Here is a 25,278-nt window from a genome sequence, read left to right on the forward strand (position 1 = left end):
GCGGCGGTCCCGGACCGACCGACGAGGAGCCATGACCTTGCGCACGCCCGCCGACCCGTCCGACCTGCAGGTGCGACGCCTGCTGGTCGCGCTCGCCGCCGCCATGGTGGCGACCGGCCAGCCCGTCTCCGACGTCGAGGACGAGGTGGTCGAGGTCGCCAGCCGGCTGGGCCACCCCGACGCCCAGGTCGCCGCCGGCCCGACGGGGGTGACGATCGCCGTCAGCAGCGGGGAGCCAGCCACCTTCGAGGGCGTGAAGGGCTCGCTGCGCTTGGACCAGGCCGCGGAGGTCCGGACGATCCGCTACCAGCTGGTCGAGGGCTCGATGACCATCGAGCAGGCGACCGGCGCCCTGCTGGCCCTCAGCGCGCGACCGTCGCGGTACCCGCTCTGGCTGGCCAACCTCGGCTGGGTGGGGATCGCCGTCGGGATCGCGCTCATCCTGCAGCCGGGCCGGGCGAACGTCGCCTTCGCGGCCGTCGGCGGCACCGTGGTGGTCGCCCTGTTCCGGCTCAGCCAGCGGTTCCGGCTGCTCAGCACCCTGCTGCCGACCGTCGCCGCCTTCGTGCTGGCCTGCCTCGTCTTCGCCGCGGTCGACGCCGACCTGCTGGAGGGCCCGCTGCGGACGCTGCTGCCGCCCCTCGCGGTGCTGCTGCCCGGGGCGCTGATCGTCACCGCGATGTCGGAGCTGGCCAGCGGCGACATGGTCGCCGGCACCGCCCGGCTGGTCTTCGGCATCGTGCAGCTGCTGCTGTTCACCCTCGGCATCGTCGCGGCGGCCCGGCTGTTCGCCGTGCCGACGGCCGCCCTGACCAACCAGCGCGTAGACGAGCTGGGGTGGTGGGCGGCGCCGCTGGGGCTGGCGCTGATCACGGTCGGGATCGGGCTGCTGGAGAGCCCGTCGCTGCGCCTGCTGCCCTTCATCGCCATCACCCTCGTGCTGGCCTTCGCGGCCCAGTCGATCGGCCAGGCCCTGTCCGGCCCGGTGCTGGGCAGCTTCGCCGGCGCCCTCGCCGCCAGTCTCGGCGCGTCGGGGGTGGAGGCGGTGAAGCCGACGTTGCCCCGGCTCGTCGTCTTCCTGCCGTCGTTCTGGCTGCTGGTCCCGGGCAGCCTGGGGCTGCTCTCGACCACCCAGCTCGCCGTCGACCCGGGCGGCTCGGTCGCGGCGGCGCTGGGCGTCCTGGGGGTGGTCACCGCGATCGCGCTGGGCCTGCTCGTCGGCGCCGCGGTCGCGCAGTCGGTCCGCGGCGCGGTGCGGCGGGCGCGCCGACGCTCGCTGATGGCCCGCTGACGCGGGCCCGAGGGCCCGCCGTCAGCCGCGGACGGCCGCCGCGAGGGCGTCGGCGCGGTCGGTGACCTCCCAGGTGAGGCCGGCCAGCTCCCGGCCGAAGTGGCCGTACGCGGCCGTCGGGCCGTAGACCGGGCGCTTGAGGTCGAGGTCGCGGATGATGGCCGCCGGACGCAGGTCGAAGGTGGCCAGCACGGCGTCGGTGATCTGGCCGACCGGCACCGTCTCGGTGCCGAACGTCTCGACGTAGAAGCCGACGGGGTGCGACTTGCCGATGGCGTAGGCCACCTGGACCTCGCAGCGGCGGGCGAGACCGGCGGCCACGACGTTCTTGGCCACCCAGCGCATCGCGTAGGCGCCGGAGCGGTCGACCTTCGACGGGTCCTTGCCCGAGAAGGCGCCGCCCCCGTGCCGGGCCATCCCGCCGTAGGTGTCGACGATGATCTTGCGGCCGGTGAGCCCCGCGTCGCCCATCGGCCCGCCGATCTCGAAGCGGCCGGTCGGGTTCACCAGCAGCCGGTAGTCGGAGCTGTCGATCTGGTAGCGCTCCAGGACCGGCTCGACGACGTGCTTGCGGACGTCCGGGGCGAGCAGCGCGTCGAGGTCGATGTCGGCGGCGTGCTGGCTGGACAGCACCACGGTGTCCAGCCGGACGGGCCGGTCGCCGTCGTACTCGATGGTGACCTGGGTCTTGCCGTCCGGACGCAGGTAGGGCATCGTCCCGTCCTTGCGGACGGCGGAGAGCTGCTCGGCGAGCCGGTGCGCGAGGTCGATCGGCAGCGGCATCAGCGCGGCGGTGTCGTCGCACGCGTAGCCGAACATCAGCCCCTGGTCGCCGGCGCCCTGGGCGTCCAGCGCGTCGACCGAGGAGCCGGTCCGGGACTCGACGGCGGTGTCGACGCCCTGCGCGATGTCGGGCGACTGCTGGCCGATGGCGATGGTGACGCCGCACGACGCCCCGTCGAACCCCTTGGTGGAGGAGTCGTAGCCGATGTCGATGATCTTCTGCCGCACCAGGCCGGGGATCTCGACGTAGGACTCGGTGGTCACCTCACCGGCCACGACGACCAGGCCGGTGGTGACCAGGCACTCCACGGCCACCCGGCTGGTGGGGTCCTGCTCGAGCAGCGCATCCAAGACCGTGTCGCTGATCTGGTCGGCGATCTTGTCGGGGTGACCCTCGGTGACCGACTCGGAGGTGAACAGTCTGCGCGCCATGGCCTCGTCTTCCTCGCTGGCTGGACCGGCGGCTGCGCCGGTCGGGCCAACCTACCGGGACGAGCGCAGGGAGAGGGCGGTGTCCCAGATGATGTGGGCCAGCGTGTCCTTGCTCCCGGCGTGCGGTCCGTCCGACCCCTCCGGGGTCAGCAGCGTGATCTCGCTGTCGGGCTGCCCGAACACCAGGCCCGGTCCGACGGCGTTGAGCACCAGCAGGTCGCAGCCCTTCCGGGCCAGCTTGGCCCGGCCCAGCTCCAGCAGGTCGGCGTCCCCGTCGGGCGTCTCGGCGGCGAAACCGACGAGCACCTGGCGCGGGTCCGTCCGGGCCCGGACCAGCCCCGCCAGCACGTCGGCGGTCTGGACCAGGTCCAGCTCCAGGCCCCCGTCGCCGGACTTCTTGATCTTGGTGCCGCTGGCCGCGGCCGGCGTGAAGTCGGCGGGCGCGGCGGCCATCACCACGACGTCGGCGTTCCCGGCCGCGGCGGTGACCGCGGCCGCGAGGTCGGCTGTCGAGGTGACGGTGGTGACCGGGACCCCAGGGGGCGCCGGCCGGTCGACGTTGGCCGCGACGAGGGTGACCTCGGCGCCGCGCAGCCGGGCGGCGCGGGCCAGCGCCCAGCCCATCAGGCCGGAGGAGGCGTTGCCGAGGAAGCGGACCGGGTCGAGGTGCTCGCGGGTGCCGCCGGCCGACACGACGACGCGCAGCCCCGCGAGGTCCTGCCCGGCGGCGCGGCCGGCGACGGCGGCGTCGGCGAGGACGCTCTCCACCACGGCGGCCAGCTCGGCGGGGTCCGGCAGCCGGCCGGGTCCGGAGTCGGGGCCGGTGAGCCGGCCGGAGTCCGGGTCGACGACGACGACCCCCCGGGAGCGGAGGGTCTCCACGTTGGCGCGGGTGGCCGCGTGCAGCCACATCTCGGTGTGCATCGCCGGCGCCATGACGACGGGTCCGTGGGCGGTGAGGAGCACGTTGGTGAGCAGGTCGTCGGCGCGTCCGGTGGCCGCGCGGGCCAGCAGGTCGGCGGTGGCCGGGGCGACGACCACGAGGTCGGCTTCCTGCCCCAGCTTCACGTGCGGCACGCGGTGGGCGTCGGCCCAGACGCCGGTGTGCACCGGTCGACCGGAGAGGGCGGCCCAGGTCGCCTCGCCGACGAACTGCAGCGCGGCGTCGGTCGGCACCACGGTGACCTCGTGCCCGGCGGCCAGCAGCCGGCGCAGCAGCTCGCACGCCTTGTAGGCGGCGATCCCGCCGGCGACGCCGAGGACGACGCGGCTCACCGGTGCACCGGCCCCTGGGGGAGCTGCCAGCGCAGCGGGGGACGATCCCCCAGGACCGGGTCCACGGGCAGGGTGCGGCGGGTCAGGCGGGCTCGACCAGGGTGGGGCCCTGGGGCGCGGCCTGCTCGGCCTCCTCGGCGTCCGGGTCGATGTCGATGCAGTTGAGCTTGCCGGCGTTCACCTCGCGCAGGGCGATGGAGAGCGGCTTCTCCTGCGGGCCGGTCTCGACCAGCGGGCCGACGTGGTCGAGGAGGCCCTCGCCCAGCTGGGAGTAGTAGGCGTTGATCTGGCGGGCGCGCTTGGCCGCGAACAGCACCAGCTTGTACTTGGAGTCCGAACGGGTGAGCAGCTCGTCGATCGGCGGGTTGGTGATGCCTTCGGCGACGGGGTGGACAGTCACGGAGATACCTTCGGTTTTCAGCTCGGGTGACCCCCCGCGGGACCGGCTTGGGAGGCCGGGTCCAGCGCAGCGCAGCCGCCGGCTCGTCGAGCCGGACTGCGCTGAGATGGGGCGTCTGTCGTCACAGACGAGTCAAGGCTACCAACTCCGCCACGGCCTGGCCTACTTCGCCGTTCACGATGACGTGGTCGAACTCGCTGGCCGAGGCCAGCTCCTCCCGGGCGGTCTGCAGGCGGCGCTCCCGCTGCGCCTCCGACTCGGTGCCGCGGCCCACCAGCCGGCGGACCAGCTCCTCCCACGTCGGCGGGGCCAGGAACACGAACCGGGCCTCCGGCCAGGCGTCGCGGACCTGCCGGGCGCCCTGCAGGTCGATCTCCAGCAGCGCCGGCCGGTGCGCCTCGACCGCGGACACGACGGGCGCCCGCGGGGTGCCGTACCGGTGCACGCCGTGCACGACGGCCCACTCGAGCAGGGCGCCGTCGGCGACCAGGGCGTCGAACTCCGCCTCGGAGACGAAGAGGTAGTGCACGCCGTCGACCTCCCCGGGGCGCGGGGGCCGGGTGGTGGCGGACACGGAGACGAAGATCTCGGGGTGGTCAGCGGCCAGCTGCGTGACGACGGTGCCCTTCCCGACGGCGGTCGGGCCGGACAGCACCGTGAGTCCGACCGAGCTCACGCGGGAGAGTCGGCGGAGGCGCCCGCGGCCGGGAACTCGGCGACGAGGGCGGCGCTCTGGTGCTTGCCGAGCCCGCGCAGCCGGCGGTTCGGCGCGATGTCGAGGCGTTCCATCACCCGGGTGGCGCGCACGGCCCCGACCCGGGGCAGCGACTTGAGCACGTCGACGACCTTGGTGTGGGCGACGACGTCGTCCTGCTCGGCCTGGGCCAGCACCTCGGCGAGCGTGCGGCTGCCGGTGCGGAGCGCCTGCTTCACCTCGGCACGACGACGCCGTGCCTCGGTGGCGGCGTGCCGGGCGAGCTGGCGCTGCTCGTCGCTCAAGGGGGGAATGGTCACTCGTGCGTCCTCATCTGCGAACTCCAGCCGCCCCGCACCGGCGGCGGGAGGCGACCTGCGTGAGTCTCGAAACCTACCCCACGGAGAGCACGGCGCGCATCGCGGCCAGCGTCGTCCGCGCGGCGTCCCGGAGCGCTTCCGGGTCCGGCCCGGCGCCCATCACCTCACGGCTCGTCGTCGGCAGCACCAGCGGCGCGGCCGGGCCGAACACGGCGGCGAGGTCGGCCGCCGTGCCGCCCTGCGCGCCGATGCCGGGTGCGAGGATCGACCCGTTCAGGTGGCGGAAGTCGACGCCGGTCGAGCCGATGGTCGCACCGACCACCACGCCGACGTGGCCGAGCCCGGGGCCCGGGTTGCGAGCGGCGGCCTCGTCCACCACCAGCTGGCCGACGAGGCGGCCGTCGGTGGTGCGGGCGTGCTGCAGCTGCGGGCCCTCGGGGTTGCTGGTGAGGGCCAGCACGTAGACGCCGCGGCCGCGCTCCGCCGCCAGCCGGACGGCGCCGTCGAGGGAGCCGAACCCGAGGTAGGGGCTGAGGGTGACGGCGTCGGCGGCCAGCGGGGAGCCGTCGGTCAGGTAGGCGCGAGCGTAGGCGTCCATGGTGGAACCGATGTCACCGCGCTTGACGTCGAGCAGGGACAGCGCGCCGGCGGCCGTGATGTCGGCGAGCACCCGCTCGAGGACGGCGACCCCGGCCGCGCCGTGCGCCTCGTAGAAGGCCGACTGCGGCTTGAACACGGCGACCTCGCCGGCCAGCGCCTCCACCATGCCGCGCGCGCACGCCTCGAGCCCGGCGACGTCGTCGGCGAGCCCCCAGGCCGCCAGCACGCCGGGGTGCGGGTCGATCCCGACGGCGAGCGGCCCCCGCTCCCCCACGACCTGCTGCAGCCGTTCCCCGTAGCTCGCGCGCGGCGCTGTCATCGGTCCGTCATCCCTTCGTCCAGCGTGGTCGGCCCCCCGGGCGTGAGCCGGTTGAGCTCGGCGACGAGCGCCGGGCCGCGGTAGATGTAGCCGCTGTAGACCTGCAGCAGGGCGGCGCCGGCGTCGAGCATGGCCCGCCCGTCGTCGGCGGTCAGGATGCCGCCGACCCCCATCACGGGCAGCGCGGTGCGGGCGGTGAGGAAGGCGACGACGGCGCGGGCCCGGGCGGCCAGCGGGGAGCCGGAGAGCCCGCCCGCCTCGTCGGCGTGCCGGTGCCCGGCGACCGCGTCGCGGGCCAGCGTCGTGTTGGTGGCGACCAGCCCGGCGGCGCCGGCGGTGGTGCAGACGGCCAGCAGCTCCTCGAGGGCGTCGTCGCTCAGGTCGGGAGCCAGCTTCACGAAGACGGGGACCGGCCGGTCGGGGTCACGGCGGGCGGCCTCGGCCACCAGGGTGCCCACCAGCTCGCGGAGCGCGTCCGCGTCCTGCAGCGAGCGCAGGCCCGGTGTGTTGGGGCTGGAGACGTTGACGGCGACGTAGTCGGCGTAGCCGGCGAGCAGCCGGAAGGAGGCGAGGTAGTCCGCGGTCGCCTCCGCGAGCGGCGTCGTCCCGGTCTTGCCGAGGCTGATGCCGAGCGGGAGGCCGACCGCGCCGTTGCCGCGCACCACGTCGGCCGCCGCCAGCCGGGCGGCCAGGGCCGCCGCGCCAGCGTTGTTGAAGCCCATCCGGTTGATGATCGCCTGGTGCTCGGGCAGCCGGAACAGCCGCGGGGACGGGTTGCCGGGCTGGCCCTGGCTGGTCACGGTGCCGAGCTCGGCGAAGCCGAAGCCGAGCGCCCCCCAGGCGCGCAGGCCCAGACCGTTCTTGTCCAGCCCGGCGGCGACGCCGACCCGGCCGGGGAAGTCGATCCCGGCGACCCGGACCGGGTCCCGGTGCCGGGCGAGGAGCGCGGCCAGCGCCGCCCGGACCGGCCGGTTCTCCCCGACCCGGTGCAGCGCGGCCAGGGTGGCGTCGTGCACCCGTTCGGGGTCGCCGCCGGCGGCACGGAAGAGCACGGGCCGCAGCAGCCGGCGGTAGCCGCGGTCCAGCAGCCAGGTGTCGGGGGTCATCCGGGCGGGCTCAGCGGGCCTCGGCCCAGGACTGCAGCGAGCGGACGCCGACGTCGCCGGCCATGATCGCCTCGATGCCCTGCACCGCGGCCGCGAGCCCCTGCACCGTGGTGATGCACGGGACGTTGCGGAGCACCCCGGCCGTGCGGATCTCGTAGCCGTCGAAGCGCGGCCGGCCGTCGGGGCTGAGGCCGTGCGGGGTGTTGAAGATCAGGTCGACCTCCCCGTCGAGGATGGCCTGGACGACCGTCTTCTCCCCGTCCGGACCCGGCCCCTGGCTGTACTTGCGGACGGTCGTCACCGTGACGCCGTGCCGGCGCAGCATCGAGGCGGTGCCCGCGGTGGCGACGAGGGCGAAGCCGAGGTCGGCCAGCCGCTTGACCGGGAACACGACGTTGCGCTTGTCCCGGTTGGCCACCGAGACGAAGACGGTGCCCGAGGTGGGCAGCGGGCCGAACGCGGCGACCTGGCTCTTGGCGAAGGCGGTGCCGAACCCGAGGTCGAGCCCCATCACCTCACCGGTCGACTTCATCTCCGGGCCGAGGATGGTGTCGACGGAGATGCCGTCGACGGTCCGGAACCGGTTGAAGGGCATCACCGCCTCCTTGACGGCGATCGGGCCGGTCGTGCTCTCGTCCGAGCCGTCGCCGGTGGGGCGCAGCAGGCCCTCCGTGCGCAGGTCGGCGATGCTCGTGCCGAGCATCACCCGCGCCGCCGCCTTGGCGAGCTGGGTGCCCGTCGCCTTGGACACGAAGGGCACGGTCCGCGACGCGCGCGGGTTGGCCTCGAGCACGTAGAGGGTGTCGCCGGCCAGCGCGAACTGGATGTTGATCAGGCCGCGGACGCCGACGCCGCGGGCGATCTTCTCGGTCGAGTCGCGGATCCTCATCACGACCTCGGCGCCCAGGGTGATCGGCGGCAGCGCGCAGGCGGAGTCGCCGGAGTGCACGCCCGCCTCCTCGATGTGCTCCATCACGCCGCCCAGGTACAGGTCGGTGCCGTCGTAGAGCGCGTCGACGTCGATCTCGACGGCGTCGTCGAGGAACCGGTCGACCAGCACCGGGTGGGCGGGCGAGACCTCGGTCGCCCGTCCGATGTAGGACGACAGCGACGCCTCGTCGTAGACGATCTCCATGCCGCGGCCACCCAGCACGTAGGACGGCCGGACCAGGACCGGGTAGCCGATCTCGTCCGCGATCGTCTTGGCCTCGGTGAACGAGCGGGCCAGGCCGTGCTTGGGGGCGGGCAGCCCCTCGGCGTCGAGCACCTCGCCGAACGCCCCGCGCTCCTCGGCCAGGTGGATGGCCTCCGGGCTGGTGCCGACGATCGGCACGCCGGCGTCCTTGAGCCCCTGCGCCAACCGCAGCGGCGTCTGGCCGCCGAGCTGGACGATCACCCCCGCGACCGGGCCGGCCTGCTGCTCGGCGTGCACCACCTCGAGCACGTCCTCCAGCGTCAGCGGCTCGAAGTAGAGCCGGTCGGCGGTGTCGTAGTCGGTGGAGACGGTCTCCGGGTTGCAGTTGACCATCACGGTCTCGTAGCCGGCGGCCGAGAGGGCCATCGCGGCGTGCACGCAGGAGTAGTCGAACTCGATGCCCTGACCGATCCGGTTCGGTCCGCTGCCCAGGATGAGCACCGCCGGCTTCTCGCGCGGCATCACCTCGGACTCGGTCTCGTAGGAGCTGTAGTGGTAGGGCGTGCGCGCGGCGAACTCGGCGGCGCAGGTGTCGACGGTCTTGTAGACCGGCCGCAGGCCGAGCGCCCAGCGGACGCCACGGACGACGTCCTCGCGCAGGTGCCGCAGGGCGGCGACCTGCGCGTCGGACAGGCCGTGCCGCTTGGCCAGGCGCAGCACGTCGACCGTCAGCTCGGGCGCGTGGCGGACCGTCTCGGCCACCTCGAGCACGAGGACGAGCTGGTCGACGAACCAGGGGTCGATCTTCGTGGCCGCGAAGACCTGCTCCGGGGTGGCGCCGGCCCGCAGGGCCTGCATGACCAGGCCGATCCGGCCGTCGTGCGGACGGGAGGCGGCCGCCAGCAGCTCCTCGACCGGCGTCTGCACCACGGTGGCGAAGTCGAACGGCGCCTTGGGGTCCTCCAGGCTGCGCAGCGCCTTGCCCAGCGCCTCGGTGAAGTTCCGGCCGATGGCCATCGCCTCCCCGACGCTCTTCATGTGCGTGGTCAGCGTGGAGTCGGCGGAGGGGAACTTCTCGAAGGCGAAGCGCGGCACCTTGACGACGACGTAGTCCAGCGTCGGCTCGAAGCTGGCCGGGGTGACCCCGGTGATGTCGTTGGGGATCTCGTCGAGGGTGTACCCGACGGCGACCTTCGCGGCGATCTTGGCGATCGGGAAGCCCGTCGCCTTGCTGGCCAGGGCGCTGGAGCGCGAGACCCGCGGGTTCATCTCGATGACGATCATCCGACCGGTCGCGGGGTCGATCGCGAACTGGATGTTGCAGCCGCCGGTGTCGACGCCCACGTCGCGGATGATGCCGATGGCCACGTCCCGCATGAACTGGTACTCGCGGTCGGTCAGCGTCATGGCCGGCGCGACGGTGATCGAGTCGCCGGTGTGCACGCCCATCGGGTCGAAGTTCTCGATGGAGCAGACGATCACGACGTTGTCCGCGCGGTCGCGCATGACCTCGAGCTCGTACTCCTTCCAGCCGAGGATCGACTCCTCGATCAGCACCTCGGTGGTGGGGCTGGCGGACAGGCCGGCGCCGGCGATCCGGCGCAGGTCGGTCTCGTCGTGCGCGAAGCCGGAGCCGACGCCGCCCATGGTGAAGCTCGGCCGGACGACGAGCGGGTAGCCCAGCTCGCCCGCGGCGGCCAGCACGTCGTCCATGGTGTGGCAGACGTAGCTGCGGGCGACCTCGGCGACGCCGCCGACGATGCCCCGGAGGTTCTCGACGATCGCCTTGAACTGCTCGCGGTTCTCCCCGCGCTGGATGGCGTCGAAGGAGGCCCCGATCATCTCGACGCCGTACTTCTCCAGGACACCGTTCTCGTGCAGGGCGACGGCGGCGTTGAGCGCGGTCTGGCCGCCCAGCGTGGCGAGCAGCGCGTCGGGGCGCTCCCGCTCGATCACCTGCTCGACGAAGGCGGGGGTGATCGGCTCGATGTAGGTGGCGTCGGCGAACTCCGGGTCCGTCATGATCGTCGCCGGGTTGGAGTTGACCAGGACGACGCGGAAGCCCTCCTCCTTGAGCACCCGGCACGCCTGGGTGCCGGAGTAGTCGAACTCGCTGGCCTGGCCGATGACGATCGGGCCGGACCCGATGACCAGGATCGTGCGCAGGTCGGTGCGGCGGGGCATCAGGCGTTCTCCGTTCCCTGAGCTTGGCCTGTCCTGGGCCCGTCGCAGGGTCGGCGGGCCATCACCTCGACGAAGCGGTCGAAGAGGTAGTTGGCGTCGTGCGGGCCGGCGGCGGCCTCGGGGTGGTACTGGACGGAGAACCCGAGCACCCGGCCCTCGTCGTCGCGGAGCTCGAGACCCTCGACCACCTGGTCGTTCAGGCCGACGTGGCTGACCGTGGCCGTGCCGAACGGGGTGGTGGTGGGGCGGTCGAGCGGCGCGTCGACGGCGAACCCGTGGTTGTGCGAGGTGACCTCGACGCGGCGGGTGCGCAGGTCCATCACCGGCTGGTTGAGCCCGCGGTGGCCGTAGTCCAGCTTGTAGGTGCCGAAGCCCAGCGCGCGGCCGAAGATCTGGTTGCCGAAGCAGATCCCGAAGTACGGGATGCCGGCGCCGAGGACCGCCTTGAGCAGGTCGACCGGGCCGTCGGTCGCGGCCGGGTCGCCGGGGCCGTTGGAGAAGAAGACGCCGTCCGGTCGCAGCGCCGCCACCTCCGCGAAGGTCGCGGTGGCGGGCACGACGTGCACCTCGATGCCGCGCTGGGCCATCTGCCGCGGGGTCATGGTCTTGATGCCGAGGTCGACGGCGACCACCCGGTGCCGGGTCTCGCCCTCGGCGGCGACGACGTAGCCGGCGCGGGTGGTCACCTCGTCGGCGAGGTGGGCGCCCGTCATCGCGGGGGCCGCCTGGACCCGCTGCAGGAGGGCCGCCGGGTCGGTCTCGACGCTGGAGAGGCCGACCCGCATGGCCCCGCGCTCGCGCAGGTGGCGGGTGAGGGCGCGGGTGTCGACGTCCTGCACGCCGACGATCCCCTGGGCCGCGAGCTCGGCCTCGAGGCTGCGGCGGGACCGCCAGCTGGAGGGCACCCGCGCGGCGTCGCGGACGACGTAGCCCGCGACCCAGATCTGCCCCGACTCGTCGTCCTCGTCGTTCCAGCCGGTGTTGCCGATGTGCGGCGCGGTGGCCACGACGACCTGCCGGTGGTAGCTGGGGTCGGTCAGGGTCTCCTGGTAGCCCGACATCCCGGTGGCGAACACCGCCTCGCCGAAGGTCTCACCCACCGCTCCGTAGGCCCGGCCGGTGAAGGTGCGGCCGTCCTCGAGCACCAGCAGCGCTGCCGGTGGACGGAGGTCGGAGGGATCTGGACGCGTCGAATCGGCTGTGCTCATGCCCGTCCTTTCCTGCCTCACAGGACAGGTCTTAAAGGTTGGAAGATCGCCGGACACGCTACCAGCCGGTGACCTCGCGACCGCCCGTCCCGACGGCGGCGAGACCCACCCGGGAACAAAGCGACGATTAGTTACGCTATGCATCTGTACGTCGACCTGGACGTGCGGCGACGAGCGACGGGGAGGCCTGATGACGGCGACGCAGGACCAGCAGCCCGGCGACCGGGCGGCGGCGACGACCGGGCTGCTCGACGTCCTCGGTCGGCTGATCCGCACCGCCCGCGCCGTCAGCCACCGCCACCAGGTCCGGTTCGGGCTGAGCGGCACGCCGCTCGGCATCCTCACGAGCCTGGCCGGTGGCGCCGCCCGCGGCGGGGACCTCGCGGCCCGGCTGCAGATCGCGCCGTCCGTGGTCTCCCGTGCCGTGGTCCCGCTGGAGCACGAGGGCCTCGTCGAGCGCACCGACGACCCCGACGACGCCCGCGCCGCCCGGCTGGCCCTGACGTCCGCGGGGCGTGAGCGGCTCGAGGCGGCCCGCCGGGAGTTCACCGACCGGGTGACCCCGGTGCTCGAGCGCTGGGACACCGACGACGTGGTCACCCTCACCCGGCTGATGAGCCGCCTGGAGTCCGACCTCGCCGAAGGCCTGGACCCCGCCAGCACGGGCCGTGGTCCACGCCCCACCACCTCCTGATCCACCCACGACCCAGCACCGTCCACCACCACCACCACCACCACGAAGGCACGCATGACCACCACCGCAGTCGCCGCCCCGCCCGAGCGGGCGCAGGGCGCGCTCACCCACCAGCAGATCCTCAAGGTGATGACGGGGCTGCTCGCCGCCCTCTTCACCGCGATGCTGTCGACGACGATCGTCTCCACCGCGCTGCCGACGATCATGGCCGACCTCGGTGGCACCCAGCGCCAGTACACGTGGGTGATCACGTCGTCGCTGCTCGCGATGACGATCAGCACGCCCATCTGGGGCAAGCTCTCCGACCTGTTCGACAAGAAGGTCCTCGTCCAGCTGGCGATCGTGATCTTCGTCGCCGGCTCGGTCGGCGCCGGCCTGTCCCAGACCGTGCCGCCGATGATGGGCTTCCGCGCCCTGCAAGGCCTCGGCATGGGCGGCCTGGTGGCGCTGACGCAGTCGATCATGGGCGCGCTCATCCCGCCGCGGCAGCGCGGCCGCTACGCCGGCTACATGGGTGCGGTGATGGCGGTCAGCACGGTCTCGGGTCCCCTGCTGGGCGGCGTGATCACCGACAACGCCAACTGGCGCTGGTGCTTCTTCGTCTGCGTGCCGCTCGCCGTGCTCGCACTCGTCGCGCTGCAGGCCACCCTGCGGACCACCGGCGGTCGCCGCCACGTCCGGATCGACTACCTCGGTGCGGTGCTGATCGCGCTCGTCGCCGGGCTGCCCATGCTCTGGGTGACCTTCGCCGGTTCCGACTACGCGTGGGTCTCCTGGCAGTCCGGCGTGTTCCTCGCCGCCTTCGCCGTCGCCGTCACCCTGGCTGTGCTCACCGAGCTCCGGGCCAGCGAGCCGATGGTGCCGATCCGCCTGCTGGGCAACCGGACCACGGTCCTCATGATCATCGCGAGCCTCGCCGTCGGGGTCGCGATGTTCGGCAGCAGCACCTTCCTCACCCAGTACTTCCAGCTGGCCGGCGGGCACTCCGCCACCCGGGCGGGCCTGATGACCATCCCGCTGATCATCAGCCAGATGCTCACCTCGACCGTCGGCGGTCAGGTCGTCACCCGGACCGGCCGGTGGAAGCCGCTCATGGTCGTCGGCGCGGTCGCGCTGGTCGCCGGCCTGGTCGGGCTCGGCACCATCGACCACTCCACCCCCTACTGGCAGGTCGGCCTCGCCATGGCCGTCCTGGGCGTCGGCGTCGGTGCGCTGATCCAGAACATCGTGCTGGCCGTGCAGAACACCGTCGACGTCCGCGACGTCGGCTCCACCTCCGCGACCATCACCTTCTTCCGCTCCCTCGGCGGGGCGGTCGGCGTCGCGGTGCTCGGCGCCATCCTGGCCAACCACGTCGCCCGCAACATCACCGCCGGCCTGACCTCGGCCGGGCTGCCGGCCGCGGGGGCCGGTGCCGGCGGCAGCCTCGACATCAAGGACCTGCCCGCCCCGGTCCAGACGATCGTGCACGTCGCCTACGGTGACGCCTTCGGCCTGCTGTTCGTCATCGCGGCCGTCATCTCCGTGGTCACCCTGATCGCGGTCCTGCTGGTCCGCGAGGTCCCGCTGCGCGACACCGTCGGGCTCACCGCGGCCACCGCCACGACGGCCACCGCGGACGGGAACGACGCGGCCGGGCCCGAGCCCGAGCCCGGGCTCACGACGCGGGTCGCGGACTCGGAGCGCGAGCGGCTCTGCGCCGGTGCACTCGACGTGCTGTCGGTGGCCCAGGACCAGGCCCGGCAGCTGCTGCTGGAGAGCCAGCGCACGGCCGACCGGCTGACGCGGCTGGCCCGGCTGGAGGCCGAGCGGATCCTCACCGAGGCCGACGCCGAGCTGGCGGTCCGACAGGAGCGGATCCGGATGCTCAAGGCGACGGAGGCCGACCTGACCGAGCGGGTCGGGGAGAAGATCCTGCAGGGCTGAACGCCCTCGCGCTCCCCGGACGCGACGAGCGGCCGTCCCCGGAGGGGGGCGGCCGCTCGGTCGTCTGCGCTGCAGGTCGGTCAGGCCGACTGGGCCGGCGGCTCGGCGTCGGGGGTCTTGGTGGCCAGCACCGCGCTGAGCAGCCCCGTGAGGTAGCCCGGCGAGTCGTCGGTGCTGAGGTCCCCGACCAGCGCGACGGCTTCGGCCACCGCGACGGGGTCGGGCACCTCGCCGAAGTCGATCTCGTAGACGGCGATCCGCGCCGCCGCCCGGTCCACCCGCGGCATCCGCTCGACGGTCCAGCTCGTCGCCATGCAGGAGGCGATCCGCCGGTCGATCTCGGTGCGGTGCGAGGCCACGCCGCGCACCAGGGTGGCGGTGTAGTCCCGGACGGGTGGGTCGGCCCGGTCCGTGCTCGCCGCCAGCGTCTCCAGCGGGTCGTTCCCCCGCAGCTCGGCCTCGAACAAGATGTCGAGGGCGCGCTTGCGGGCCTTGCTCCGGGTGGAGAGGCTGCGGGGACGCTCGGGCTCGGTCATGCTGCTCGCGGTCAGGTCAGGCGACCCGGCCCAGGTAGTCCCCCGTGCGGGTGTCCACCTTGACCTTCTCGCCGTTGGTGATGAACAGCGGGACCTGGATCTGCAGGCCGGTCTCCAGCGTGGCGGGCTTGGTGCCGCCGGTGCTGCGGTCGCCCTGCAGGCCGGGCTCGGTGTAGGTGATGACCAGCTCGACCGAGGCGGGCAGGTCGATGTAGAGCGGGTTGTCCTCGTGGATGGCCACGGTCGCCACCTGCTCCTCGAGGAGGAAGTTCTTCGCCTCGCCGACGGTGTCGTCGCTGATGCTCACCTGCTCGTAGGTCGAGGTGTCCATGAAGACGAAGCCGGAGCCGTCGTGGTACAGGTACTGCATGTCGCGCCGGTCGACGCTGGCGGTGTCGACCTTGGTGTCGGAGTTGAAGGTCTTGTCGACGACCTTGCCCGACAGCACGTGCTTCAGCTTGGTCCGGACCACCGTGTTGCCCTTGCCGGGCTTGTGGTGCTGGAACCAGACCACGGCCCAGAGCTGGCCGTCCAGGTCGAGGACCATGCCGTTCTTCAGATCATTTGTCGACGCCACGCGCAGAAACCCTTCGTGATGGAGGTGCCCGTCACGGGCAGCCACTCAGTCTAGACCCACGCGCTCGAGCGCCCCGACCGGAGTTGTCCACAGCGGGGGCTGACAGCGGGCTGCCGCCCGTGGGACTCTGGCCGCTCGCGTACGGGGAGGACGTGGGGTGGGGGACGGTCGGACGGGGGTCGGGGTCGCCGGACTGCTCTGCACGCTGGTCCTGGTGGGCTGCACGCCGGCCCCGGCGGTGACGCCCTCCCCCAGCCCGACGGCCTCGTCCGCGACGCCCACCGAGACCGCGGCCGAGCGGCAGGAGCGGCTCGACTACGCCGCAGCCGAAAAGGCGTACCGGACGTTCCGGGCAGAGTACGGACGGGTGCTCCGGGCGGGTGGGGCGAAGGAGCCGACCAAGGTGATGAAGGCGACCGCCGGGGGTGAGTACCTCGCCACCTTCACGGAGGTGATCCGCTCCTACAGGGATGCGGACAGTCGGACCATCGGTAAGGAGTCCATCGGCTTCGTTCGCCCAGGCGGCTATGCCACTTCCAAGCTGACGCTCGATGTGTGCGAGGACGGGCGAAAAGTTCAGACGCTCATTCCGAGAAGGAAAGCACAAAACGGCGAGATTCGGACGGCCACTATCGAGGTCCGCCAGGTGGGGACAAGCTGGAAACTGTGGTCAGGATCGGGAGAATTGGCAGACTCATGCGACTGAGACATGTGGCGTCGTGCACAGCTGTACTAGCCGCTCTGACTCTCGCGCCACCGATGGAAGCGCACGCCGACGGAACGCTGAAGACAACCGCCGACGGAGTAGTCGCCAAGGTGGTCGGCAAGAAGCAAGCTCAAGCTCGACCATCCAGCAACAGCACGACCAAGTCGCAGGGGCCTACCAAGTCAAGATTCACCTACCTCCCGAAGGACGAGTACAAGGCGCAGATGACGGCGTACCGCCAGAAGCTGCAGTCTGCGGTCGAGGCGAACAAGCAGGTCCAGGCCGCCTTCGTCGAGTGCATCAACACCGTCGGGACGACGAGCTGCGGGGCCTTCCGGCAGAGCGCCCTGCCCGACCAGCCCGATATCCGTGCCGCGGGAGACCCGGCAGCGGCCGCTGCCGCCCCCGCCGCGCCGGCCGTCACCCCGGAGCAGGCGGCCTACATCGCGTCGGCCCGGCTCCACCTCGCCGCACCGAAGCCCGTCGTCGGGCCCCCGCCCGAGATCAACGAGTGGGGCATGGCGGCCGTCGGCTACCCGCTCTGGCTCTCGGCCGAGGGCGACCTGGACCCGGCGCCGGTCGCGGACTCGGTCTTCGACCTCGCGGTGTCGCTCGACGCCCGCCTCGTCGAGGTCGTCTTCGACATGGGCGACGGTCACCGCGTCCGCTGCCGCGAGCTCACCACCCGGTGGACCCGCTCCGTCGAGCCCGGCGCGACGTCCCCCTCGTGCGGCTACGCCTACCAGGAGCCGTCGCTGCCCGAGGGCCTGTACACCGTCACCGCCAACGCGGTCTGGGCGATCGACTGGTCGATCAACGGCACCACCGGCTCGATCCCCTTCTACCAGTCGGCGAGCACCGAGGTCCCCGTCGGCGAGCTGCAGGTGCTCGTCCGGTAATCGCTGCCGCGCGAGTGCTGAAAAGGCGCAGCTCTCGGCGCCGAATTCGTGCAGCTATTCAGCACTCACCGTGGCGTAAGCCTCTCGCAGCAAGTCCTCCGACGGACCGGCGAGGATCTCGGCCGAGGCCAGGCCGTTGAGGACGACGAAGCGCAGCGTCGAGCCGCGGGTCTTCTTGTCCAGGCCCATGGTGACCAGCAGCTCGTCGAAGGCCCCCGCCTCGTAGCGGACGGGCAGGCCGACGCTGGACAGGACGGCCGCGTGCCGCGCGGCGAGAGCGTCGTCGATCAGCCCCGCCCGGCGCGCCAGCTCGGCCACGAAGACCAGCCCGACGCTGACCGCCTCGCCGTGCCGCCAGCGGTAGTGCTCGCGCCGCTCGACGGCGTGCCCCAGGGTGTGACCGTAGTTGAGCAGTTCGCGCCCCACCCGACCCCCGACCGACGTCGACTCGCGGAGGTCGCCCGACACCACCTCCGCCTTGACGCGGACGGAGCGCTCGACCAGCTCGCGCAGCTCCGGCGAGCCCGGCGTCCGGCACGCGTCCGGGGACGTCTCGACCAGCGTGAGGATCGCCGGGTCGGCGATGAAGCCGCACTTGATCACCTCGGCCAGCCCGCCGACGAGGTCGGCCGGCGGCAGCGTCGTCAGGCTGTCGAGGTCGCAGAGCACCCCGGCGGGCTCGTAGAACGCCCCCACCAGGTTCTTGCCCTCGGGCGTGTTGATGCCGGTCTTGCCGCCGACGGCCGCGTCGACCATGCCGAGCAGGCTCGTCGGCACCGTCACCAGCCGCACACCGCGGAGCCAGGTCGCGGCGACGAAGCCGGCGAGGTCCGTCGTCGAGCCGCCGCCGAGGCCGACCACGGCGTCGGACCGGGTGAAGCCGGCGTTGCCCAGCACCGACCAGCAGGACGCCGCCACCGTCGCCGTCTTGGCGGCCTCGGCGTCGGGGACGTCGAGGCGGACGACCTCGTAGCCGGCCGTCTCCAGGACCTGGGTCGCGGAGGCGGCGAGCCGGATCAGGGTGGGTGGGTGGATCAGCGCCACCCGTTGCACGTCCGGACCCAGTAGGCCGGGCAGCTCACCCAGCAGTCCGTGCCCGACGAGGACGTCATAGGGCCGCTCCGCCGAGACGGTGATGCGGGTCTGGTCAGGCACGGGACTTCTCCGGCGCCAGCAGCAGCTCGACGACCTCCTCGGGCGGGCGGGCGTCGGTCTCCACCCGCTCGGTCGCCACCTCGGCGTACAGCGGCGTCCGCTCGGCCAGCAGCTTGATCAGCCGGCCCCGGACGTTGCCCAGCAGCAGCGGCCGGGCCTCGTTGAGCCCGACCCGGGAGACCGCGGTCGCGGCGCTCACCTGCAGCCAGACGACCCGGTGACCGCGCAGCGCCGCCCGGGTCACGGGGGACAGCACCGCTCCCCCGCCCAGCGACAGCACGCCGGGTCGCTCGAGCAGCTCGGCCGTCACCTGCTCCTCCAGCGCCCGGAACGCCGGCTCACCGTCGTCGGCGAAGATCGCGGCGATGCTCCGGCCGGCCCGCTGCTCGATCTCGGTGTCGACGTCGGTGAAGGGCACGCCGAGGCGCTCGGCCAGCAGCGCGCCGGTGGTGGACTTGCCGGAGCCGGGTGCCCCGACCAGGACGACGGGGCGGCTCACGCCTGCCCGGCGCCCGGCGCCACCGACAGCCCGCGCTCGGCCACGTGCTTGAGGTAGGCCTCCGCGTTCCGCTTGGTCTCCTCGACCGAGTCGCCGCCGAACTTCTCCAGCACCGCGTCGGCGATGACCAGCGCCACCATGGCCTCCGCGACCACGCCGGCGGCCGGTACGGCGCAGACGTCCGAGCGCTGGTGGTGCGCGACGGTGTTCTCCCCCGTCGCCGTGTCCACGGTGCGCAGGGCCCGCGGGACGGTGGCGATCGGCTTCATCGCCGCGCGCACGCGCAGCAGCTCCCCGGTGCTCATGCCGCCCTCGGTCCCGCCGGACCGGTGCGAGGCGCGGGAGATGCCGCCCTCGCCGGCGACGATCTCGTCGTGGGCCGCGCTGCCGCGGGTCCGGGCGAGGGTGAAGCCGTCCCCGACCTCGACGCCCTTGATGGCCTGGATGCCCATCAGGGCGCCGGCCAGCCGGGCGTCGAGCCGGCGGTCCCAGTGCACGTGCGAGCCGAGGCCGGGCGGCAGTCCCCACACCGCGACCTCGACGACGCCACCCAGGGTGTCGCCGTCCTTCTGGCAGGCCTCCACCTCGGCCACCATCGCGGCCGACGCGTCGCGGTCGAAGCAGCGGACGGGGTCGGCGTCGACGGCGTCGAGGTCGGCGAACGTCGGCACGACGCCGGCCGGCGCGGCGACGGTGCCGAGCTCCACGACGTGGCTGAGCACGGTCACCCCGAGCGCCTGCTGCAGGAAGGCCATGGCCACCCGGCCGAGTGCCACGCGCGCGGCGGTCTCCCGGGCGCTGGCCCGCTCGAGGACGGGGCGAGCCTCGTCGAAGTCGTACTTCTGCATGCCGGCGAGGTCGGCGTGCCCGGGGCGCGGCCGGGTCAGGGCGGCGCCGCGGGCCTGGCCGGCCAGCACCTCCGCGTCGACCGGGTCGGCTGACATGACGGTCTCCCACTTGGGCCACTCGGTGTTGCCGACCTGGATGGCGACCGGGCCGCCCTGGGTCTCCCCGTGCCGGACCCCGCCCAGCACGGTGACCGCGTCGGCCTCGAACTTCATCCGGGCGCCGCGGCCGAAACCGAGCCGGCGGCGGGCCAGGGCGTCGGCGATGTCGTCGGTGGTCACCCGCACGTGGGCGGGCATCCCCTCGAGGATCGCCACCAGGGCCGGGCCGTGCGACTCTCCTGCGGTCAGCCATCTGAGCATGGGCGTCAGTCTTCCACGCGGCGGCCCGCGGACCCCGGTTCGTCCACCCGCCCCGCAGTGTCCGACGCCAGTCGACCGAGCCGTCGGCTCCGTCCCGACCGCTCGGTCAGGCGGGACCCGAGGGCGCGGCCAGCGCCGCCCGGCCCGCCGCCAGCAGCGTCGCCGGGGCGACGGGACGACCCGTCATCAGCTCCACCTGCACCAGCGCCTGGCCGATTAGCAGGTCCAGGCCGTTGACGACCCGGCAGCCGGCGGCCTCCGCCGCCACCGCCAACCGGGTGGGCCAGGGGTCGTAGAGGGCGTCGAAGACGACCGGCGCGCTCGCCGCCGCCGCGCCGGCCCGGTCGTCGGCGGCCCCCGCCACGGCGGTGTTGAGCAGCACGTCGGACCTCGGGACCGGAGCGTCCCAGCCGAGCACGGTCACCGCGACCCCGAGCGACGCCCCCAGGTCGACCAGCGGTGCGGCCCGCGCCGGTGTGCGGGCCAGCACGGCGACCTCCCGGGCGCCCAGCCGGCTCAGCGAGACGACGGTGGAGCGCGCGGTCGCCCCCGCCCCCAGCAGCGTCGCCCGTTCGACGCGGGTGACCCCCACCTGGCCGAGCGCCCAGACCAGGCCGGGCACGTCGGTGTTGTGCAGGCTGCGGGTGCCGTCGTCGGCGAGGACGAGGGTGTTGGCCGCCCCGACCTGCGCCGCGAGCGGGTCCACCCGTCCGAGCTGGAGGGCGACCACCTTGAGCGGCATGGTGAGGCTCAGCCCCCGCCACGACGGGTCGAGGCCGGCCACGAACGGCGCCAGGCCGTCCTCGGTCATCTCGACGCGCTCGTAGGACCAGTCCAGCCCCAGCTCCGCGTACGCCGCCCGGTGCAGGGCCGGCGACAGCGAGTGGGCGATCGGCGACCCGAGGACGGCGCAGCGCCGCCCGCCGCCGGGCGCGGCGGGCCCGGCCTCAGCTGTCACAGGTGCCGGGGTTGGCGCGGCAGTAGTCCTGGAACTCCTGGGCGATCTTCTGGAACTCGGCGTCGGTGGTGGCGAACTTCGTCTCGCCGGTCTCGAAGTTCACGGTGACGAAGTAGCGCCAGTCCCCCTTCTCGGGGTTCGCGGCGGCCTCGAGGGCGGCCCGGCCGGGCGCCGAGATCGGTCCCGGCGGCAGTCCCTCGACGAGGTAGGTGTTGTAGGGCGAGTCGCTCCGCCGGTCCTCCGGCGTCGTGGTGTTGGTCTTGAGCTTCTCGGCGTAGACGACGGTGGAGTCCAGGCCCAGCGGCATGCCCTCGTCGAGGCGGTTGTAGAGCACCTGCGCCACCTTGGCGCGGTACTGGTCCTGGTTCACCTCCTTCTCGATGATGCTGGCCACGATCAGCACCTCGTAGGGCGTGCGGCCGATCTTCTTGGCGTCGGCCTCCAGGCCGATGTCCTTGGCCACGCTCTTGTACTGGGCGACCATCTGCCGGACCGTCGACTTGGCGGTCGCGTCCTCGGTCAGCTCGTAGGTGTCGGGGAAGAGGAAGCCCTCGGGCCGGTCCTTGGCGTACTTCGGGAGCCCCAGCTCGTCCGGTTCGTCGAGGGCCTTCGTGAACGCGGACTTCTTGATCTTGGTCGCCTTGGCGAGCGCGCTCACCTGCTCGCTCAGCCGGAGGCCTTCGGGGATGGTGAACTCGCTGCGCACGCGAGAGCTGCCGGGGTTGATCAACAGGGCCAGCGCGTCGACGGCCGGCATCTGCTTCTCCATCAGGTACTTGCCGGACTGCACGCTGGTCGCGGCCTCCTCGGCGCGGACGGCCCGGTCCCACGCGTCGGTGGACTTGACCACGTCGTCGGCGACCAGCAGGTCGCCGATGTCGTCCAGGGTGGCGCCCTCGGGGATGGTGATGGTCACCGAGCCGGTGCCGGGCCCCGGGTAGTCGGGGATCTCGCCGAAGCCCTCGAGCAGCCCCTTGGACTGGTCGTAGACGAAGAAGCCACCGAAGATGAGGACGGCCGCCGCGACGATGACGGCGACGCAGCCCTTGCTCTTGTGGGCGATCTCCCGTGCCGGGCTCGGCTTGATCTCCGGATCCAGCATCGATGTCACGCGGTGGGTCTCCCTCGAGTGTCTCCGGTGACCGGTGGTCCCGGCGGCGGCGGTGGGCAGGTGCCCTAGTCCGAGCGACCAGGGACCGATACTAGCTCCCCGGGCGCCGTACCCCGGGAGCGCTCGAGGGCCACGGCCTGTTCCAGGATGGCGGCCGCGGCCGCCGCGTCGATGAGGCTGCGCTGCTGCTTGGCCTTCTTCCCGCCCTCGCGGAGGCGCCGCGAAGCGGTCACGGTGGTCAGCCGTTCGTCGACCAGCCGGACGGGCACGTCGAGCCGGGCCGCCAGCGCAGCGGCCCGCGCGCGGACCTTGGTCGCGGCGGGCCCGTCGGTCCCGTCGAGGGACCGGGGCAGGCCGACGACGACCTCCAGCGGCTCGTGCTCGCTCACCAGCGCGACGACCCGGTCCAGCTCGGTGGGACCGGCCAGGACGGTGTCCAGCGGGTAGGCCAGCACGCCGTCCCGGTCGCAGGCGGCCACGCCGATCCGCGCGTCGCCCCAGTCGAGCGCCAGCCGGACGCCGCGCCGGAAGACCGGCGCGGCGTCCTCGTCCGAGGTCAGGACTGCACCACGTGACCGACGGCGTGCTCGACCGCGGTCAGCGCCTCACCGATCCGGCTCGCGTCGGTGCCGCCGCCCTGGGCGATGTCGTCCTTGCCGCCCCCGCGGCCGCCGAGGGTCTCGCTGGCGGCGCGGACCAGGTCGCCCGCCTTGAGCCCGCGGTCCCGCGCGGCCGGGGTGGTCACGACGACCACGGCCGGCTTCTCGGCGGTGCCGCCGACGACCACGACCACGGCCGCCCGGTCCTGCACCCGGTTGCGGACCTCCAGCGCCAGGGTGCGCAGGTCACCGCCGGCGACGCCTTCGGCGTGGTGGGCGATGTAGGCGACCCCCCACATGTCGTGGGCCCTGGCGGCGATGGTGCCGACCTCGGCCAGCACATTGCGGCTCTTCAGCTCCGCGATCTGCTTCTCGGCCGCCTTGAGCTGCTCGACGAGGCGGTGCACGCGGTCGGTCAGCTGGTCCGGCTGCACCTTGAGCGCCTCGGTCAGGCCGAGCACCAGCGAGCGCTCCCGGGCCAGGTGGCGGAACGCCTCCAGGCCGACGAAGGCCTCGACGCGGCGGACCCCCGAGCCCACGGAGGACTCCGCGTTGAGGGTCACGAGGCCGATCTGGGAGGAGTGCTGGACGTGCGTGCCACCGCACAGCTCGCGCGACCAGCGCCCGCCCATCTCGACGACGCGGACCTCCTCGCCGTACGTCTCGCCGAACAGCGCGAGCGCGCCCAGCTCCTTGGCCTCGGCCAGGGACATGTAGCCGGCCCGCACGTTGAGGTCGAGCCGGATGGCCTGGTTGGCCGCCTCCTCGACGTCGGAGCGGACGGCCTGGCTGAGCCCGGAGGGCCACGCGAAGTCGAGGCGCAGGTAGCCGGGCTTGTTGTAGGAGCCGCTCTGCAGCGCCGTCGGGCCGAGCACCTGGCGCAGCGCCGCGTGCACGACGTGGGTGCCGGAGTGCGCCTGGCAGGCGCCGAGCCGCCACTCACCGTCGACCTCGGCGGACACGTCGACGCCGCTGCGCAGCTCGCCGTCGGCCACCCGGACCCGGTGCACGACCAGGCCCTTGACCGGGCGCTGCACGTCGACGACCTCGAGCGTCGCGCCGTCGGCGCGGATCACGCCGGCGTCGGAGTCCTGCCCGCCGGACTCGGCGTAGAACGGGGTGCGGTCGAGGACGACCTCGACCGTCTCGCCCGGACCGGCGCTGGGCACCAGCTCGCCGTCGCGGACGATGCCGCGGACGCGGGAGTCCGTGACCAGCTCCTCGTACCCGGTGAACGGGGTCAGCCCGAGGGCCCGGAGCTCGCGGTAGACGTCGCTGCCCGCGGCGCCGGCCTTCTTGGACTTCGCGTCCGCCTTCGCCCGGTCCCGCTGCTCCTGCATCAACCGGCGGAAGCCGTCGGCGTCCACGCGGAGCCCCTGCTCCGAGGCCATCTCCAGGGTCAGGTCGATCGGGAAGCCGTAGGTGTCGTGCAGCTGGAACGCCCGCTCACCGGACAGCTCCGGCTGCGAGGCCGCCTTGGCGTCGGACACGGCCAGGTCGAAGATCTGCGTCCCGGTGGTCAGCGTGCGGCGGAAGGCGTCCTCCTCGCCGTACGCGATGCCGGAGATCCGGTCGAAGTTCTCGACCACCTCGGGGTACGCCGACCCCATCGCGTCCCGGCTGACCGGCAGCAGCTCGGGCAGCACCGGCTCGTGCACCCCCAGCAGCCGCATCGAGCGCACGGTGCGGCGCAGCAGCCGGCGCAGCACGTAGCCGCGCGCCTCGTTGCCGGGCGTGACCCCGTCCGCGATGAGCATCAGCCCGGAGCGGATGTGGTCGGCGACCACCCGCATCCGGATGTCGTCCTCGTGGCCGCCCGGACCACCCGCGCCGTAGCGGCGGCCGGACAGCTCGCTGGCCCGCTGGATGACCGGGAAGACCTGGTCGGTCTCGTAGAGGTTGTCGACGCCCTGGAGCAGCAGCGCCACCCGCTCCAGGCCCATGCCGGTGTCGATGTTCTTGCGCGGCAGGTCACCGAGGATGTCGAAGTCGTCCTTGGCGCGGACGGTGGACAGCTCCTCCTGCATGAAGACGAGGTTCCAGATCTCCAGGAACCGGTCCTCGTCGACGACGGGGCCACCGTCGCGCCCGTACTGGGGCCCGCGGTCGATGTAGATCTCGCTGCAGGGGCCGCCGGGACCGGGGATGCCCATGTGCCAGTAGTTGTCGAGCAGCCCGCGGCGCTGGATCCGCTCCTGCGGCAGGCCGGCGATGTTGGCCCAGAGCGCGGCCGCCTCGTCGTCGCTGTGCAGCACGGTGACCCAGACCTGGTCCGGGTCGAAGCCCAGGCCGCCCGCGTCCTGGCTGCCGGTGACGAGCTCCCAGGCGTAGCGGATCGCCTCGGCCTTGAAGTAGTCGCCGAAGGAGAAGTTGCCGTTCATCTGGAAGAACGTGCCGTGCCGGGTGGTCTTGCCGACCTCCTCGATGTCCAGCGTGCGGACGCACTTCTGGACGCTGGTGGCGCGGTCGAACGGCGGCGTCTCGGCGCCGGTGAAGTAGGGCTTGAAGGGGACCATGCCGGCGTTGACGAACAGCAGGGTCGGGTCGTTGTAGAGCAGGGGTGCGGACGGCACCACCTCGTGACCTCGCGTGGCGAAGTAGTCGAGGAAGCGGCGCCGGATCTCGGCGGTGTTCATGGGTTGGGTCCTCAAGGGTGGGTCGAG

23 protein-coding genes are annotated in these 25,278 nt (G+C 73.1%); 5 read left to right on the plus strand and 18 right to left on the minus strand.

The genetic code is table 11. From position 1 onward, the window contains the following. Positions 1-31: 31 nt before the first annotated feature. Positions 32-1,291, plus strand: a complete 1,260-nt coding sequence (locus BLT72_RS10975) for a threonine/serine exporter family protein (RefSeq protein WP_091412880.1) — start codon at positions 32-34, stop codon at positions 1,289-1,291. A 21-nt stretch (positions 1,292-1,312) separates the two neighbouring features. Here BLT72_RS10975 and metK read toward each other — a convergent pair whose 3' ends face one another. The 9 genes from metK to carA form a co-directional block, all read right to left on the minus strand. After that, the gene (gene metK / locus BLT72_RS10980; protein ID WP_091412883.1) at positions 1,313-2,506 is read right to left on the minus strand and encodes a methionine adenosyltransferase; all 1,194 of its coding nucleotides are present in this window, start codon (positions 2,504-2,506) and stop codon (positions 1,313-1,315) included. Positions 2,507-2,557: 51 nt separating this feature from the next. Then, the gene (gene coaBC, locus BLT72_RS10985; RefSeq protein WP_091412885.1) at positions 2,558-3,781 is read right to left on the minus strand and encodes a bifunctional phosphopantothenoylcysteine decarboxylase/phosphopantothenate--cysteine ligase CoaBC; all 1,224 of its coding nucleotides are present in this window, start codon (positions 3,779-3,781) and stop codon (positions 2,558-2,560) included. Between the two features lie 82 nt (positions 3,782-3,863). Then, entirely contained in the window at positions 3,864-4,181 is a 318-nt protein-coding gene (rpoZ, locus tag BLT72_RS10990) for a DNA-directed RNA polymerase subunit omega (RefSeq protein WP_091412887.1), read from the minus strand. A 121-nt stretch (positions 4,182-4,302) separates the two neighbouring features. Continuing rightward, positions 4,303-4,857 carry a guanylate kinase gene (gene gmk, locus BLT72_RS10995; protein WP_091412889.1) on the minus strand — a complete coding sequence of 185 codons (555 nt, stop codon included), beginning with the start codon at positions 4,855-4,857 and terminating at the stop codon, positions 4,303-4,305. Beyond that, on the minus strand, positions 4,854-5,195 hold the full coding sequence (gene mihF, locus BLT72_RS11000; protein ID WP_091412891.1) for an integration host factor, actinobacterial type: 342 nt from the start codon (positions 5,193-5,195) through the stop codon (positions 4,854-4,856). Before mihF ends, gmk begins: the two co-directional genes overlap by 4 nt. Positions 5,196-5,268: 73 nt before the next feature. After that, the gene (pyrF, locus tag BLT72_RS11005; protein WP_091412893.1) at positions 5,269-6,114 is read right to left on the minus strand and encodes an orotidine-5'-phosphate decarboxylase; all 846 of its coding nucleotides are present in this window, start codon (positions 6,112-6,114) and stop codon (positions 5,269-5,271) included. Continuing rightward, on the minus strand, positions 6,111-7,220 hold the full coding sequence (locus tag BLT72_RS11010; protein ID WP_091412895.1) for a quinone-dependent dihydroorotate dehydrogenase: 1,110 nt from the start codon (positions 7,218-7,220) through the stop codon (positions 6,111-6,113). The genes pyrF and BLT72_RS11010 overlap by 4 nt, the downstream gene beginning before the upstream one ends. A gap of 10 nt (positions 7,221-7,230) precedes the next feature. Continuing rightward, positions 7,231-10,539 carry a carbamoyl-phosphate synthase large subunit gene (gene carB, locus BLT72_RS11015; RefSeq protein ID WP_091412897.1) on the minus strand — a complete coding sequence of 1,103 codons (3,309 nt, stop codon included), beginning with the start codon at positions 10,537-10,539 and terminating at the stop codon, positions 7,231-7,233. After that, positions 10,539-11,747, minus strand: a complete 1,209-nt coding sequence (carA, locus tag BLT72_RS11020; RefSeq protein WP_091412899.1) for a glutamine-hydrolyzing carbamoyl-phosphate synthase small subunit — start codon at positions 11,745-11,747, stop codon at positions 10,539-10,541. The genes carB and carA overlap by 1 nt, the downstream gene beginning before the upstream one ends. A 190-nt stretch (positions 11,748-11,937) precedes the next feature. Between carA and BLT72_RS11025 the strand changes: the two genes are divergently transcribed. Further along, positions 11,938-12,441, plus strand: a complete 504-nt coding sequence (locus tag BLT72_RS11025) for a MarR family winged helix-turn-helix transcriptional regulator (protein ID WP_157720436.1) — start codon at positions 11,938-11,940, stop codon at positions 12,439-12,441. Between the two features lie 54 nt (positions 12,442-12,495). Then, on the plus strand, positions 12,496-14,367 hold the full coding sequence (locus tag BLT72_RS11030) for an MFS transporter (protein ID WP_091412904.1): 1,872 nt from the start codon (positions 12,496-12,498) through the stop codon (positions 14,365-14,367). A gap of 80 nt (positions 14,368-14,447) precedes the next feature. Here BLT72_RS11030 and nusB read toward each other — a convergent pair whose 3' ends face one another. Continuing rightward, positions 14,448-14,903, minus strand: coding sequence for a transcription antitermination factor NusB (gene nusB, locus BLT72_RS11035; RefSeq protein ID WP_091412907.1), 456 nt, complete (start codon positions 14,901-14,903; stop codon positions 14,448-14,450). 16 nt (positions 14,904-14,919) lie between these two features. Further along, a complete protein-coding gene (gene efp / locus BLT72_RS11040; protein ID WP_091412909.1) occupies positions 14,920-15,480 on the minus strand; it encodes an elongation factor P in 561 nt (186 codons plus the stop codon). A gap of 214 nt (positions 15,481-15,694) precedes the next feature. On the opposite strand from efp, the gene BLT72_RS11045 reads away from it, so the two are divergent. Both BLT72_RS11045 and BLT72_RS11050 read left to right on the plus strand, forming a co-directional pair. Next, entirely contained in the window at positions 15,695-16,186 is a 492-nt protein-coding gene (locus BLT72_RS11045; protein ID WP_157720438.1) for a hypothetical protein, read from the plus strand. 53 nt (positions 16,187-16,239) lie between these two features. Further along, positions 16,240-17,085, plus strand: a complete 846-nt coding sequence (locus BLT72_RS11050; protein ID WP_157720440.1) for a hypothetical protein — start codon at positions 16,240-16,242, stop codon at positions 17,083-17,085. 54 nt (positions 17,086-17,139) lie between these two features. Here BLT72_RS11050 and aroB read toward each other — a convergent pair whose 3' ends face one another. The 7 genes from aroB to alaS form a co-directional block, all read right to left on the minus strand. Then, positions 17,140-18,240 carry a 3-dehydroquinate synthase gene (gene aroB / locus BLT72_RS11055; RefSeq protein WP_091412915.1) on the minus strand — a complete coding sequence of 367 codons (1,101 nt, stop codon included), beginning with the start codon at positions 18,238-18,240 and terminating at the stop codon, positions 17,140-17,142. After that, positions 18,233-18,739, minus strand: a complete 507-nt coding sequence (locus BLT72_RS11060; protein WP_091412917.1) for a shikimate kinase — start codon at positions 18,737-18,739, stop codon at positions 18,233-18,235. The genes aroB and BLT72_RS11060 overlap by 8 nt, the downstream gene beginning before the upstream one ends. Continuing rightward, positions 18,736-19,947: a chorismate synthase gene (aroC, locus tag BLT72_RS11065; protein ID WP_091412918.1), complete on the minus strand. Its 1,212-nt coding sequence runs from the start codon at positions 19,945-19,947 to the stop codon at positions 18,736-18,738. Before aroC ends, BLT72_RS11060 begins: the two co-directional genes overlap by 4 nt. A 106-nt stretch (positions 19,948-20,053) precedes the next feature. Beyond that, positions 20,054-20,905: a shikimate dehydrogenase gene (locus BLT72_RS11070; protein ID WP_091412920.1), complete on the minus strand. Its 852-nt coding sequence runs from the start codon at positions 20,903-20,905 to the stop codon at positions 20,054-20,056. After that, on the minus strand, positions 20,895-22,007 hold the full coding sequence (gene mltG / locus BLT72_RS11075; protein ID WP_091412922.1) for an endolytic transglycosylase MltG: 1,113 nt from the start codon (positions 22,005-22,007) through the stop codon (positions 20,895-20,897). The genes BLT72_RS11070 and mltG overlap by 11 nt, the downstream gene beginning before the upstream one ends. 74 nt (positions 22,008-22,081) lie before the next feature. Then, positions 22,082-22,495 (minus strand): Holliday junction resolvase RuvX, encoded by a 414-nt coding sequence (gene ruvX, locus BLT72_RS11080; protein WP_342587398.1) that lies wholly within the window; start codon positions 22,493-22,495, stop codon positions 22,082-22,084. Between the two features lie 77 nt (positions 22,496-22,572). Further along, on the minus strand, positions 22,573-25,251 hold the full coding sequence (alaS, locus tag BLT72_RS11085; RefSeq protein ID WP_091412926.1) for an alanine--tRNA ligase: 2,679 nt from the start codon (positions 25,249-25,251) through the stop codon (positions 22,573-22,575). Positions 25,252-25,278: the final 27 nt, after the last annotated feature.

Origin of the sequence: Friedmanniella luteola, from assembly GCF_900105065.1 — a bacterium.
Classification (GTDB): domain Bacteria; phylum Actinomycetota; class Actinomycetes; order Propionibacteriales; family Propionibacteriaceae; genus Microlunatus; species Microlunatus luteolus.